We start from the raw sequence: 13,917 nt of genomic DNA, 5'->3' as shown, positions 1-13,917 counted from the left end.
ATTGGTCGAAACTAAAAGGGCAAGCAGTCGCTCGTGAACAAGTTTCGGAATGTGACCAATTTAAAAATTTATTGACTTAGGTCAGCAGATACTTTAACCCTAAAAGAATACAGGACAGATAATAAATAATTACAGAGCACACAACATCATGAAACGCATCAGCATCACTATTACCACAACCATCACCATTACCACAGGTAACGGTGCGGGCTGACGCGTACAGGAAACACAAGAAAAAGCCCGCACCTAAACAGTGCGGGCTTTTTTTTCGACCAAAGGCAATGAGGTAAACCATGCGAGTGTTGAAGTTCGGCGGTACATCAGTGGCAAATGCAGAGCGCTTTCTGCGGGTTGCCGATATTCTGGAAAGCAATGCCAGACAGGGGCAGGTCGCGACCGTTCTCTCTGCCCCCGCAAAAATTACCAACCATCTGGTGGCGATGATTGAGAAGACCATCGGTGGTCAGGATGCTTTAGCCAATATCAGCGACGCCGAACGCATTTTCTCTGAGCTGTTGGTGGGTCTTGCCGCCGCGCAACCGGGTTTCCCGCAGGCTCCGCTCAAAGCCTTTGTTGAACAAGAGTTTGCACAGATTAAGCACGTCCTGCACGGTATCAGCCTGCTGGGTCAGTGCCCGGACAGCATCAATGCCGCGCTTATTTGCCGTGGTGAAAAAATGTCGATCGCCATCATGGCTGGCCTGCTGGAAGCGCGCGGGCACAACGTGACGGTCATCGACCCGGTAGAGAAATTGCTGGCGGTAGGCAATTACCTCGAATCTACCGTTGATATTGCCGAATCTACGCGCCGCATTGCCGCCAGCCGTATTCCTGCGGACCATATGGTTCTGATGGCAGGATTTACCGCCGGGAATGAGAAAGGAGAGTTAGTGGTGCTGGGGCGTAATGGCTCTGACTACTCTGCCGCCGTACTGGCCGCCTGTTTGCGCGCCGATTGTTGTGAGATCTGGACCGATGTCGATGGCGTATATACCTGCGATCCGCGCCAGGTACCCGACGCCCGACTGCTGAAGTCGATGTCTTATCAGGAAGCGATGGAGCTTTCTTACTTCGGCGCTAAAGTGCTGCACCCGCGCACCATTACCCCTATTGCCCAGTTCCAGATCCCGTGCCTGATTAAAAATACCGGCAATCCACAAGCGCCCGGCACGCTTATCGGTGCCAGCAGTGATGATGACGATTTGCCGGTAAAAGGGATTTCTAACCTCAATAACATGGCGATGTTTAGCGTCTCCGGCCCTGGGATGAAAGGCATGGTGGGGATGGCGGCGCGTGTTTTTGCCGTGATGTCGCGCGCAGGCATCTCGGTGGTGCTGATCACCCAATCCTCTTCTGAATACAGCATCAGCTTCTGCGTCCCGCAGGGCGACTGCGCGCGTGCGCAACGCGCCATGCAGGATGAATTCTATCTCGAACTGAAAGAAGGCTTGCTGGAGCCGCTGGCGGTGACTGAGCGTTTGGCGATCATCTCGGTCGTTGGCGATGGTATGCGCACGTTGCGTGGCATCTCGGCGAAATTTTTTGCCGCGCTGGCTCGCGCGAACATTAATATCGTGGCAATCGCCCAGGGCTCGTCTGAGCGTTCCATTTCGGTAGTGGTGAATAACGACGACGCGACCACTGGCGTGCGTGTGACCCATCAGATGCTGTTCAACACCGATCAGGTGATTGAAGTATTTGTCATTGGCGTTGGCGGCGTGGGCGGTGCGCTGCTGGAGCAGCTTAAACGTCAGCAAACCTGGCTTAAAAAGAAGCATATCGATCTGCGCGTGTGCGGCGTGGCGAACTCGAAGGCCCTGCTGACCAACGTCCATGGTCTGAATCTGGAAAACTGGCAGTCGGAGCTGGAAAGCGCGAAAGAGCCTTTCAACCTGGGGCGCTTAATTCGTCTGGTGAAAGAATATCATCTGCTCAATCCGGTGATTGTCGACTGTACGTCAAGTCAGGCGGTCGCGGATCAGTATGCGGATTTCCTGCGCGAAGGCTTCCATGTGGTCACGCCGAACAAAAAGGCCAACACGTCGTCGATGGATTACTACCATCAGCTGCGTTTTGCTGCGGCGAAGTCTCGTCGTAAATTCCTGTACGACACCAACGTAGGCGCGGGCTTGCCGGTAATTGAGAACTTGCAAAATCTGCTCAGCGCGGGCGATGAACTGCAACGTTTCTCCGGTATTCTTTCTGGTTCGCTGTCGTTTATTTTCGGCAAGCTGGATGAAGGAATGAGCTTCTCCGAGGCCACCACCATGGCGCGTGAGCTGGGCTATACCGAACCCGATCCACGTGACGATCTATCCGGTACGGACGTGGCGCGTAAGCTGCTGATCCTGGCCCGTGAAACCGGTCGTGAGCTGGAGCTTTCTGACATTGTCATTGAGCCGGTCCTGCCAAAAGAGTTTGATGATTCCGGTGATGTTTCCGCGTTTATGGCGAAATTGTCGCAGCTGGATGACGCCTTTGCCGCGCGTGTGGCGAAAGCCCGTGATGAGGGGAAAGTATTACGCTATGTTGGCAATATTGAAGAGGATGGCGTCTGTCGCGTGAAAATAGAAGCAGTAGACGGCAACGATCCGCTGTTCAAAGTGAAAAACGGTGAAAACGCGTTGGCGTTTTACAGCCATTATTATCAGCCGCTACCGTTGGTTCTGCGCGGATACGGCGCGGGTAACGATGTGACGGCGGCGGGCGTATTTGCCGACCTGCTACGTACCCTTTCATGGAAGTTAGGAGTCTGACATGGTGAGAGTTTATGCCCCGGCTTCCAGCGCCAATATGAGCGTCGGGTTTGATGTGCTCGGAGCAGCGGTAACTCCGGTGGACGGTTCGCTGTTAGGCGATGTGGTATCCGTTGAGGCGGCTGACCATTTCAGCTTGAACAACCTCGGTCGCTTTGCCAATAAGCTGCCGCCTGAGCCGCGAGAAAATATTGTCTACCAGTGCTGGGAGCGATTCTGTCAGGAGCTGGGTAAAAGCGTTCCGGTGGCGATGACGCTGGAAAAAAATATGCCGATTGGCTCCGGGTTAGGCTCCAGCGCTTGTTCCGTTGTAGCGGCGCTGGTCGCCATGAACGAGCATTGCGGTAAACCGCTCAACGATACGCGCCTGTTGGCGATAATGGGTGAGCTGGAAGGGCGTATCTCCGGCAGTATTCATTACGATAACGTCGCCCCGTGCTTTTTGGGCGGCATGCAGTTAATGATCGAAGAAAACGGCATTATCAGCCAGCAGGTGCCAGGCTTTGATGAGTGGCTGTGGGTCCTCGCGTATCCGGGGATTAAAGTGTCGACGGCAGAAGCGCGGGCGATTTTACCTGCGCAGTATCGCCGTCAGGACTGTATCGCCCACGGGCGGCATCTGGCTGGGTTTATCCATGCCTGCTATTCCCGGCAGCCAGGGCTTGCCGCGAAGCTGATGAAAGATGTCATTGCTGAGCCATATCGTACCCGCCTGCTGCCAGGCTTTAGCCTGGCGCGTCAGGCGGTAGCGGAAATCGGGGCGCTGGCCAGCGGTATCTCCGGTTCGGGGCCGACGCTGTTCGCTTTGTGCGACAAGCCGGATACGGCGCAGCGTGTAGCAGACTGGCTGGGTAAAAATTATCTGCAAAATCAGGAAGGCTTTGTTCATATTTGCCGGTTGGACACGGCGGGCGCACGGGTACTGGGATAATCAATGAAACTGTATAATCTGAAAGATCATAACGAACAGGTCAGCTTTGCACAGGCCGTCACGCAAGGGCTTGGCAAGAATCAGGGATTGTTTTTTCCGCACGATTTGCCGGAATTCAATCTGTCAGAAGTCGATGAGATGTTGAACCAGGATTTCGTTAGCCGCAGTGCGAAGATCCTTTCCGCATTTATCGGTGATGAAATCCCACAGGAGATTCTGGAACAGCGCGTGCGTGCGGCGTTTGCCTTCCCGGCACCGGTTGCTCAGGTTGCCGCGGATATCGGCTGTCTGGAGCTGTTCCACGGCCCAACGCTTGCATTTAAAGACTTTGGCGGGCGCTTTATGGCGCAGATGCTGACGCATATCAGCGGCGACAAACCGGTCACCATTCTGACGGCGACCTCTGGAGACACTGGTGCGGCAGTCGCACATGCCTTTTATGGTCTGAAAAATGTGCGCGTGGTGATCCTTTATCCGAACGGCAAGATTAGCCCATTACAGGAAAAACTGTTCTGTACACTGGGTGGCAATATTGAAACCGTGGCGATTGATGGCGATTTTGATGCCTGTCAGGCGCTGGTGAAACAGGCGTTTGATGACGAAGAGTTGAAGGTGGCTTTGGGGCTGAATTCGGCTAACTCAATCAACATTAGCCGTCTGCTGGCGCAAATCTGTTACTACTTTGAGGCCGTGGCTCAACTGCCGCAAGAGGCGCGTAATCAACTGGTTATTTCCGTTCCCAGCGGCAACTTTGGCGATCTGACTGCCGGGCTGCTGGCAAAATCACTGGGCTTGCCGGTGAAGCGTTTTATCGCGGCGACCAACGTCAACGATACGGTTCCACGCTTTCTTGCACAAGGTGAGTGGGCGCCGAAAGCGACACAGGCGACGTTGTCGAATGCGATGGATGTCAGCCAGCCAAATAACTGGCCGCGGGTGGAAGAACTGTTCCGCCGTAAAATCTGGCGTCTGAATGAGCTGGGTTATGCCGCTGTTGACGATGCCACTACTCAGGACACGATGCGTGAGCTGCATGAGATGGGGTACACCTCAGAACCGCATGCGGCGGTGGCTTACCGTGCGCTGCGTGACCAACTGAACCCTGGCGAGTACGGCCTGTTCCTCGGCACTGCGCATCCGGCCAAGTTTAAAGAAAGCGTTGAAGAGATTCTTGACCTGACGCTGGCGCTGCCAAAAGCGCTGGCGGAACGCGCGGACCTGCCGCTGCTTTCTCATCACCTGCCTGCTGATTTTGCTGAACTGCGCAAGCTGATGATGGCCCGCGGTTAACGGTTGTGCCCGCTGGCGCTTTGCTTAGCGGGCCTACAAAACCTGTCGGCCGGATCGGGCGTTCGCCGCCATCCGGCCTTTTTACTACTGCTCCTGGCGCTTAAACACCAGTTCGCCATTTCCTGACGCTTCTTCATCAAAGAAATAGCCTTCGCTGTTAAAGGCGGTCAGCTGTTCTGGCTGCGTTAAGCGGTTCTCAATAATGTAGCGACTCATCAGGCCGCGCGCTTTTTTGGCATAGAAGCTGATGACTTTGAACTTACCGTTCTTCTCGTCGAGGAAGACCGGTTTGATAAGCTCCGCATTGAGCTTTTTCGGCTTCACGGATTTAAAATACTCATCCGAGGCGAGGTTAATCACTACGCTGTCGCCTTGCGCTTCCAGCGCTTCGTTAAGTTTATCGGTGATGGTATCTCCCCAGAACTGGTAGAGATCTTTACCTTTCGCATTGGCCAGACGAATACCCATCTCCAGACGGTAAGGCTGCATCAAATCCAGCGGACGCAAAACGCCGTACAGCCCGGACAACATCCGTAAGTGTTGCTGAGCGAAGTCGAAATCCGCTTCGCTGAAGGTTTCAGCCTGCAGTCCGGTATACACGTCGCCTTTAAACGCCAGAATGGCCTGGCGCGCGTTTTCCGGCGTGAAATCAGGCTGCCAGTCATGGAAACGCGTGGCGTTCAGATCCGCCAGCTTGTCGCTAATTCCCATCAGCTTGCCAATTTGCGGAGCAGAGAGTTGGCGCGCCACGTGAATAAGCTGCTGAGAGTGATCCAGCAGTTCGGGCAATGTATGACGTGTCGTTGCCAGCGGACTTTGGTAGTCGAGCGTTTTTGCAGGTGAAATCAGAATCAGCATATCCAGTCCTTGCAGGAAATTTACTGCGACTTTAGCAAAAAAAACGACAGAATTGATCGATGGTTGCGATTGCCGCGCTATCCGCGCGGCGTCTCATCCCAGCTTTCGGGCGCAAGTTGTTGTCTGATATCAGGATAACGGCGCGGATCGAATTCTGGGCGCACCCCGAGTTTGCGTTGGCGTAGATAGTCGCAGGCGATAGTCTGCACAACCGGTGAAAGCAGCAGAATCGCCGTCAGGTTAGTGATGGCCATACACGCCATAATGATGTCCGCCAACTGCCAGATCAGCGGAACGCTGACTAACGTTCCGCCGATAACGGTGCTAACGGTGGCGATCCGTAATAGCCAGATGACGCGGATATTGTCCAGCTTCAGGAAAACGAGGTTGTTTTCCGCATAGATATAGTTGGCCACGATAGAGCTAAAGGCAAACAGAATCACAATTAACGCCACGAATCCGGCACCCCATTCTCCCGTCACTGAAACCATCGCTTTCTGGAGTAACTGGATGCCTTCCATCGGTACATAGCTGGCGTCATTACCAGCCAACAGAACAATCATCGCGCTGGCCGTACAGAGAATCAGCGTATCAACTAATACTCCGATCATTTGCACAATGCCTTGTGCCGCAGGATGCGGAGGCCAGGATGCTGCTGACGCGGCCGCGTTCGGAGTTGATCCCATTCCGGCCTCATTAGAAAACATACCGCGTTGAAAGCCGCTGGCAATGGCCTGGCTTAGTGTATACCCGGCGGCACCGGCTGCGGCTTCCTGCCAGCCAAAGGCACTTTTTATAATGGTCATGATAATGCCGGGGAGCTGTCCGAAATGCCACAGACAGATGACGATGCTGCAACCGACCCACAACAGCGCCATCATCGGAACGAACCATTGCATCAGGCGGGCAACGCCTTTAATGCCGCCAACGATTGCCAATAATGACACTATTGCCAGTGCGATACCGGTGAAGAGGGGAGGGATATCAAAAGCAAAGGTCAGCGCATGAGAGACCGAATTAGCCTGAACGCTGTTAAAAATCAGACCATAAGCAATGAGTAAAAAGATGGCAAAAAGAACGCCCATCCAGCGCATGCCCAGCCCACGCTCCATATACCACGCAGGACCGCCGCGAAACTGTCCCTTGCTGTCGCGCTCTTTATACAGTTGGGCAAGAGAGCTCTCGGCAAATGACGTCGCCATACCAATGATCGCCGAGACCCACATCCAGAACACGGCTCCCGCGCCGCCAGCGGCAATCGCCAACGCCACGCCCGCCAGATTTCCGCTACCGATACGTGCGGCAAGACTGGTGCATAAAGCCTGAAAGGAAGTTAAACCGCCCGGCTGCGGGCTGATGCTGTTTTTAAGACTTTTGCCAAACTGGCGAATATAGCGAAACTGAATAAACCCTGTACGCCAGGTGAACCAACATCCTGCGCCAAGCAGGAGGTAGATCATCACCGATCCCCAGAGTATTTCATTAATAAATGAGAAAAAATCAGGCATTAACATCCCTCTTGTTGATGCCGGTAAGCGCGAATATTCCCATGTAAGCGCTACCAATAATCGACCAGTATATACCTTATAGGGTGATTGATTGCGGGAGTTTATCATAACAATCGTTATATCCCTTAATTGCGCATCACAGGCTTGGCGATGCGTAATCAGGGCTGAGCGGCTGGTCGGACAATCCAGGCGGTTGCGCTGAGAGTGCGTCGTGCTATCATCAGGGAAGATCGGTTACATCCCCCTAACAAGCTGTTTAAAGAGAATCGCTATCATGACGGACAAATTGACCTCCCTTCGTCAGTTCACCACAGTAGTGGCCGACACCGGAGACATCGCGGCAATGAAGCTGTATCAGCCTCAGGATGCCACAACTAACCCTTCTCTCATTCTTAACGCAGCGCAGATCCCGGAATACCGCAAGCTGATTGATGACGCTGTAGCCTGGGCTAAGCAGCAGAGCAACGACCGTGCGCAGCAGGTCGTCGACGCGACCGACAAGCTGGCAGTAAATATCGGTCTGGAGATCCTGAAACTGGTCCCAGGTCGTATCTCCACTGAAGTTGACGCTCGTCTGTCCTACGACACCGACGCGTCCATCGCTAAAGCAAAACGCCTGATCAAAATGTACAACGATGCTGGCATCAGCAACGATCGCATCCTGATTAAACTGGCTTCAACCTGGCAGGGCATCCGTGCCGCTGAGCAGCTGGAAAAAGAAGGCATCAACTGTAACCTGACTCTGCTGTTCTCCTTCGCGCAGGCGCGTGCATGTGCAGAAGCTGGCGTATATCTGATTTCTCCGTTCGTTGGCCGTATTCTTGACTGGTACAAAGCCAATACCGACAAGAAAGAGTATGCACCGGCAGAAGATCCGGGTGTGGTTTCCGTAACGGAAATCTACGAGTACTACAAACAGCACGGTTACGAAACCGTAGTTATGGGTGCGAGCTTCCGTAACATCGGCGAAATCATTGAGCTGGCAGGCTGCGATCGTCTGACGATTGCTCCGGCACTGCTGAAAGAACTGGCGGAAAGCGAAGGTGCTATCGAACGTAAACTGTCTTTCTCCGGCGAAGTGAAAGCGCGCCCTGCACGCATCACCGAAGCTGAGTTCCTGTGGCAGCATAACCAGGATCCGATGGCTGTAGACAAACTGGCGGACGGTATCCGTAAGTTTGCTGTAGACCAGGGTAAACTGGAAAAAATGATCGGCGATCTGCTGTAATCATTAGTGCGTGGCCCTGATATGGGTCACGCTACCTCTTCTGAAACCTGTCTGTCCTTCCCTTCGCAGTGTATCATTCTGTTTAACGAGACTGTTTAAACGGAATAATCATGAATAATTTACGCATTGGCCTGGTTTCCATTTCTGACCGTGCTTCCAGCGGCGTTTACCAGGATAAAGGTATCCCGGCCCTTGAAGAGTGGCTGGCGTCAGCCCTTACCACCCCTTTTGAGCTGCAAACGCGATTGATCCCGGATGAACAGGCGATCATCGAACAGACCTTATGCGAGCTGGTAGACGAAATGAGTTGTCATCTGGTGCTGACTACCGGCGGAACGGGTCCGGCCCGTCGTGACGTAACGCCTGATGCGACACTTGCCGTAGCCGACCGTCAGATGCCGGGCTTTGGTGAACAGATGCGCCAGATAAGCCTGCACTTTGTGCCAACGGCGATTCTTTCCCGTCAGGTTGGCGTGATTCGCAAGCAGGCGTTGATCCTGAATCTGCCTGGGCAGCCAAAATCGATCAAAGAGACGCTGGAAGGCGTGAAAGATGCCGACGGTAAGGTTATCGTGCCGGGTATTTTTGCAAGTGTACCGTATTGTATACAGCTATTGGATGGGCCGTATGTGGAAACCGCACCGACTGTTGTAGCATCTTTTCGTCCTAAAAGCGCAATACGCGAAACAAATACCTGAAAGTAGCCCGATCGTGGCATAAGTACCAATGACAGTGGAGTATTGAATTGTTTACGATATAGTAATTTTTGCTTTACATATATCAACGAACAGATTCAATTACTTCACTGACTCATGGTTTGCTATGTCACAACACACTCGACCGCTGAATCGCCAGGATTATAAAACCCTTACGCTTGCTGCCCTTGGTGGTGCGCTTGAGTTTTATGATTTCATTATCTTTGTCTTCTTTGCCGCTGTTGTTGGCGAGCTCTTCTTCCCCGCAGACATCCCTGAATGGCTACGTCAGGTGCAAACCTTCGGCATTTTTGCCGCCGGCTATCTGGCGCGTCCGCTGGGGGGCATCATCATGGCGCACTTTGGCGATCTGGTCGGACGCAAGAAAATGTTCACCCTGAGCATTTTACTGATGGCGATACCGACGCTGGCGATTGGTCTGTTGCCTACCTACGCCTCAATGGGGATCCTCGCGCCGCTGCTGTTACTTCTGATGCGTATTTTGCAAGGCGCTGCCATCGGCGGAGAAGTTCCGGGCGCGTGGGTGTTCGTGGCGGAGCATGTACCGGAGCGTCGCATCGGCATTGCCTGCGGAACGCTGACTGCCGGCCTGACGGTGGGAATTCTGCTGGGGTCGGTGGTTGCGACGCTGGTGAACACCAGCCTGACGCAGCAGGCGGTGCATGATTACGGCTGGCGTATTCCTTTCCTGCTGGGGGGCGTGTTTGGGCTGGTGGCGATGTACCTGCGTCGCTGGCTGCAGGAGACGCCCATATTTCTCGAAATGCAGCAGCGTAAAGCGTTGGCGCAAGAGCTACCGGTGAAGTCAGTGGTGAGCAAACATAAAAAAGCGGTGGTTATTTCAATGCTGCTGACCTGGCTGCTATCGGCTGGGATTGTGGTGGTGATCCTGATGTCACCAGTCTGGTTGCAGAAGCAGTATGGCTTTGCGCCGGCGCTAACGTTGCAAGCCAACAGTGTCGCTACCATTATGCTGTGCGTCGGTTGTCTGCTGGCCGGGTTTATTGTCGATCGGGTCGGCGCCAGCAAAACCTTTATTGTCGGCAGCCTGATGCTGGCCTGTTCAAGCTGGTTTTTCTATCACCTGACCGGCAGCCATCCCCAGCATTTGTTCCTGTTATACGGGCTGGTGGGGTTATGCGTTGGCGTGGTGGGGGCTGTGCCTTATGTGATGGTGCGCGCGTTTCCGGCGGAAGTCCGCTTTACCGGAATATCCTTTTCTTACAACGTGTCGTACGCCATTTTTGGTGGTCTGACGCCAATCGCCGTCACGATGTTAATGAGCGTGTCGCCGATGGCTCCGGCCTGGTATGTGCTGGCGTTATCGCTGGTAGGGCTAGGTTTGGGGATTTGGCTGCGACAGGATCTTTATCATCGCGATTCGAGCGTACAGGCAGAGTTACAGCGCTTGTAAGGAATATCCCCCCGTCAGGGGGGATAGCGTCAGATTAGTGCGCTTCACCAATTGGCAGGATGGTACGGCCAAACTGTTCGTTCAGCACTTCACCCATCGCCAGGTAAATGGCGCTTGCGCCACACACTAAGCCTACCCAGCCAGCAACGTGAATGATCGCTTCGTTACCCGCAATGTTGCCCACGGCCAGCAGGGCGAACAGCACTGTCAGGCTCAGGAACACGAACTGCAGCATGCGCGCCGCTTTCAGCGTACCGAAGAACATGAACAGAGTGAACACGCCCCACAGACCGAGGTAAGCGCCCAGGAACTGACTATTGGTTGCATCCGCCAGGCCCATTTTCGGCATCAGCAGGATCGCAACCAGCGTCAGCCAGAACGAACCGTAGGAGGTAAAGGCGGTTAAACCGAAGGTGTTGCCTTTTTTATATTCCAGCAGTCCGGCAAAAATTTGCGCGATACCGCCGTAGAAAATGCCCATCGCCAGAATAATAACGTCCAGAGCGAAGAAACCCGCGTTGTGCAGGTTAAGCAGAATGGTGGTCATGCCAAAGCCCATCAGGCCCAGCGGTGCCGGATTAGCCAACTTAGTGTTGCCCATAATTCCTCAAAATCATCATTGATTGAATGGTGAAATAGTTTCCCCGAATAACGATCGCTGTCTTCGGGGCGCGGCATAATAATCAGGGGAGAGGGCACTGTCTATGATCTAACGAAGGGTAAATGAATTATTTTCCCTGTGATGGGCATCACGCTAGCCAGTTACGGCGGTGCTGCTCAGCAGAAGGCCCATAAGCAGGCTGGCGGAAAGGGTTAACACGGATTTCATGGAGTTTCTCTTTGACGGCTGCAAAAGTGTGTGACTTCAGACCATATTACCGTCGTCATAAAAACGATTCATGCTCGTAATCTTTTCTTTTTATTGCAATTTTTATGTGAATGGCTTTCCTGATTTAATTGGTTGTATGAATTAATTCTGGTTGGCGACTATTCATTTTTATCTCTTTTTGCCTTTTTTCTGCGAATTTATTGCCACAAGGCTAAAAAAATTTTTCATGCCCCCCTTGATGACGTGGGTTACGACCCCATCTTGTAGACAACCGCAGTGGTGAGTCTGAAAAAAAACGATTCAGGGTAGTTGAAACCGCACGTTTCGCCCTTATTACAGATTCACAACCACATGATGACCGAATTTTTAGTGGAGACGTTTAGATGGGTAAAATTATTGGTATCGACCTGGGTACTACCAACTCTTGTGTAGCGATTATGGATGGCACTACTGCACGTGTGCTGGAGAACGCCGAGGGCGATCGCACCACGCCTTCTATCATTGCTTATACCCAGGATGGTGAAACTCTGGTTGGTCAGCCGGCTAAACGTCAGGCAGTGACAAACCCGCAAAACACCCTGTTTGCGATTAAACGCCTGATTGGCCGCCGCTTCCAGGACGAAGAAGTGCAGCGTGATGAAGCCATCATGCCGTACAAAATCATCGGTGCTGACAACGGTGATGCATGGATTGACGTAAAAGGTCAGAAAATGGCACCGCCGCAGATTTCTGCTGAAGTGCTGAAAAAAATGAAGAAAACGGCTGAAGATTACTTGGGTGAACCGGTAACTGAAGCAGTTATCACCGTACCTGCATATTTTAACGATGCTCAGCGTCAGGCAACCAAAGACGCCGGCCGTATCGCAGGTCTGGAAGTAAAACGTATCATCAACGAACCAACCGCAGCTGCACTGGCTTATGGTCTGGATAAAGAAGTCGGCAACCGTACTATCGCGGTTTATGACCTGGGTGGTGGTACTTTCGATATCTCTATTATCGAAATCGACGAAGTTGACGGTGAAAAAACCTTCGAAGTTCTGGCAACCAACGGTGATACCCACCTGGGTGGTGAAGACTTCGATAGCCGTATGATCAACTACCTGGTTGACGAATTTAAGAAAGATCAGGGTATCGACCTGCGTAACGACCCGCTGGCGATGCAGCGTCTGAAAGAAGCCGCTGAGAAAGCGAAGATCGAACTGTCTTCCGCTCAGCAGACCGACGTGAACCTGCCGTACATCACTGCAGACGCGACTGGTCCGAAACACATGAACATCAAGGTGACCCGTGCGAAACTGGAAAGCCTGGTTGAAGACCTGGTTAACCGTTCTATCGAGCCGCTGAAAGTTGCTCTGCAGGATGCTGGTCTGTCTGTTTCCGACGTTCAGGACGTTATCCTGGTCGGTGGCCAGACTCGTATGCCGATGGTGCAGAAGAAAGTTGCTGAGTTCTTCGGTAAAGAGCCGCGTAAAGACGTTAACCCGGACGAAGCTGTGGCAATCGGTGCTGCCGTTCAGGGTGGTGTATTGACCGGTGATGTGAAAGACGTGCTGCTGCTGGACGTTACCCCGCTGTCTCTGGGTATCGAAACCATGGGCGGCGTGATGACTGCACTGATCGCGAAAAACACCACTATCCCGACCAAGCACAGCCAGGTGTTCTCTACTGCTGAAGACAACCAGTCTGCGGTAACCATCCATGTGCTGCAGGGTGAACGTAAACGTGCCGCTGATAACAAAGATCTGGGTCAATTTAACCTGGATGGCATCAGCCCGGCTCCGCGCGGTATGCCGCAGATCGAAGTTACTTTTGACATCGATGCCGACGGTATCCTGCACGTTTCCGCGAAAGACAAAAATAGCGGTAAAGAGCAGAAGATTACCATCAAGGCTTCTTCTGGTCTGAACGAAGAAGAAATTCAGAAAATGGTTCGTGAAGCAGAAGCGAACGCAGAATCTGACCGTAAGTTTGAAGAGCTGGTTCAGACCCGTAACCAGGGTGACCATCTGCTGCACAGCACTCGCAAGCAGGTTGAAGAAGCAGGCGACAAACTGCCGGCTGATGACAAAACTGCCATCGAGTCTGCACTGACCGCGCTGGAAACTTCTCTGAAAGGCGAAGACAAAGCGGATATCGAAGCGAAAATGCAGGCGCTGGCACAGGTTTCCCAGAAACTGATGGAAATCGCTCAGCAGCAGCACGCACAGCAGCAGGCTGGCGCAGCAGGTGCTGATGCTTCTGCAAACAACGCGAAAGATGACGACGTTGTCGACGCTGAGTTTGAAGAAGTGAAAGACAAAAAATAATCGCCCTTTGAACGGGTAATTACTGGCACGGGCGAAGAGGTTTCCTCTCCGCCCGTGCACGCATGTTAGGGGCAGATAAAA

General features: G+C 53.0%; 11 protein-coding genes and 1 other annotated feature. Of the genes, 8 read left to right on the top strand and 3 right to left on the bottom strand.

All coding sequences use genetic code 11. The features are described from left to right. Positions 1-143 precede the first annotated feature (143 nt). Positions 144-270, top strand: a sequence feature (Thr leader region). From thrL to thrC, 4 genes are all read left to right on the top strand, one after another. Continuing rightward, complete coding sequence (thrL, locus tag HV314_RS21365; RefSeq protein WP_032337689.1) at positions 149-214, top strand: thr operon leader peptide; 66 nt, start codon at positions 149-151, stop codon at positions 212-214. It overlaps the preceding feature by 66 nt. 23 nt (positions 271-293) lie before the next feature. After that, a complete protein-coding gene (gene thrA, locus HV314_RS21360) occupies positions 294-2,756 on the top strand; it encodes a bifunctional aspartate kinase/homoserine dehydrogenase I (protein ID WP_016155644.1) in 2,463 nt (820 codons plus the stop codon). Between the two features lies 1 nt (position 2,757). After that, positions 2,758-3,687, top strand: coding sequence for a homoserine kinase (gene thrB / locus HV314_RS21355; protein WP_181546654.1), 930 nt, complete (start codon positions 2,758-2,760; stop codon positions 3,685-3,687). Between the two features lie 3 nt (positions 3,688-3,690). Further along, positions 3,691-4,977, top strand: coding sequence for a threonine synthase (gene thrC / locus HV314_RS21350; protein WP_075847928.1), 1,287 nt, complete (start codon positions 3,691-3,693; stop codon positions 4,975-4,977). Between the two features lie 84 nt (positions 4,978-5,061). Here thrC and yaaA read toward each other — a convergent pair whose 3' ends face one another. Both yaaA and HV314_RS21340 read right to left on the bottom strand, forming a co-directional pair. Continuing rightward, on the bottom strand, positions 5,062-5,835 hold the full coding sequence (gene yaaA / locus HV314_RS21345; RefSeq protein WP_016155647.1) for a peroxide stress protein YaaA: 774 nt from the start codon (positions 5,833-5,835) through the stop codon (positions 5,062-5,064). 77 nt (positions 5,836-5,912) lie between these two features. Further along, the gene (locus tag HV314_RS21340) at positions 5,913-7,343 is read right to left on the bottom strand and encodes an alanine/glycine:cation symporter family protein (protein ID WP_047358364.1); all 1,431 of its coding nucleotides are present in this window, start codon (positions 7,341-7,343) and stop codon (positions 5,913-5,915) included. Between the two features lie 274 nt (positions 7,344-7,617). Here HV314_RS21340 and tal point away from each other — a divergent pair, with 274 nt between their 5' ends. From tal to HV314_RS21325, 3 genes are all read left to right on the top strand, one after another. Next, on the top strand, positions 7,618-8,571 hold the full coding sequence (tal, locus tag HV314_RS21335; protein ID WP_016151631.1) for a transaldolase: 954 nt from the start codon (positions 7,618-7,620) through the stop codon (positions 8,569-8,571). Between the two features lie 110 nt (positions 8,572-8,681). Next, positions 8,682-9,269 carry a molybdopterin adenylyltransferase gene (mog, locus tag HV314_RS21330; RefSeq protein WP_095715615.1) on the top strand — a complete coding sequence of 196 codons (588 nt, stop codon included), beginning with the start codon at positions 8,682-8,684 and terminating at the stop codon, positions 9,267-9,269. Positions 9,270-9,393: 124 nt separating this feature from the next. Further along, positions 9,394-10,701: an MFS transporter gene (locus HV314_RS21325; RefSeq protein WP_047500141.1), complete on the top strand. Its 1,308-nt coding sequence runs from the start codon at positions 9,394-9,396 to the stop codon at positions 10,699-10,701. A gap of 34 nt (positions 10,702-10,735) precedes the next feature. On the opposite strand, the gene satP is transcribed toward HV314_RS21325, so the two are convergent. Beyond that, a complete protein-coding gene (gene satP, locus HV314_RS21320) occupies positions 10,736-11,302 on the bottom strand; it encodes an acetate uptake transporter (protein WP_047358362.1) in 567 nt (188 codons plus the stop codon). Between the two features lie 611 nt (positions 11,303-11,913). On the opposite strand from satP, the gene dnaK reads away from it, so the two are divergent. After that, positions 11,914-13,836, top strand: a complete 1,923-nt coding sequence (dnaK, locus tag HV314_RS21315; protein ID WP_016151634.1) for a molecular chaperone DnaK — start codon at positions 11,914-11,916, stop codon at positions 13,834-13,836. Positions 13,837-13,917 lie beyond the last annotated feature (81 nt).

Origin of the sequence: Citrobacter sp. RHBSTW-00887, from assembly GCF_013728095.1 — a bacterium.
Lineage (GTDB): Bacteria > Pseudomonadota > Gammaproteobacteria > Enterobacterales > Enterobacteriaceae > Citrobacter > Citrobacter braakii.
Note: the sequence above shows the minus strand (reverse complement) of the source record. Positions and strands in the feature narration are given on the sequence as shown.

Bases quoted from the DNA above. Each gene is read 5' to 3' on its own strand.
- thrB (WP_181546654.1), top strand. From the start codon at position 2,758: ATGGTGAGAGTTTATGCCCCGGCTTCCAGCGCCAATATGAGCGTCGGG.
- HV314_RS21340 (WP_047358364.1), bottom strand. From the start codon at position 7,343: ATGCCTGATTTTTTCTCATTTATTAATGAAATACTCTGGGGATCGGTG.
- yaaA (WP_016155647.1), bottom strand. From the start codon at position 5,835: ATGCTGATTCTGATTTCACCTGCAAAAACGCTCGACTACCAAAGTCCG.
- tal (WP_016151631.1), top strand. From the start codon at position 7,618: ATGACGGACAAATTGACCTCCCTTCGTCAGTTCACCACAGTAGTGGCC.
- dnaK (WP_016151634.1), top strand. From the start codon at position 11,914: ATGGGTAAAATTATTGGTATCGACCTGGGTACTACCAACTCTTGTGTA.
- thrC (WP_075847928.1), top strand. From the start codon at position 3,691: ATGAAACTGTATAATCTGAAAGATCATAACGAACAGGTCAGCTTTGCA.
- satP (WP_047358362.1), bottom strand. From the start codon at position 11,302: ATGGGCAACACTAAGTTGGCTAATCCGGCACCGCTGGGCCTGATGGGC.
- thrA (WP_016155644.1), top strand. From the start codon at position 294: ATGCGAGTGTTGAAGTTCGGCGGTACATCAGTGGCAAATGCAGAGCGC.
- HV314_RS21325 (WP_047500141.1), top strand. From the start codon at position 9,394: ATGTCACAACACACTCGACCGCTGAATCGCCAGGATTATAAAACCCTT.
- mog (WP_095715615.1), top strand. From the start codon at position 8,682: ATGAATAATTTACGCATTGGCCTGGTTTCCATTTCTGACCGTGCTTCC.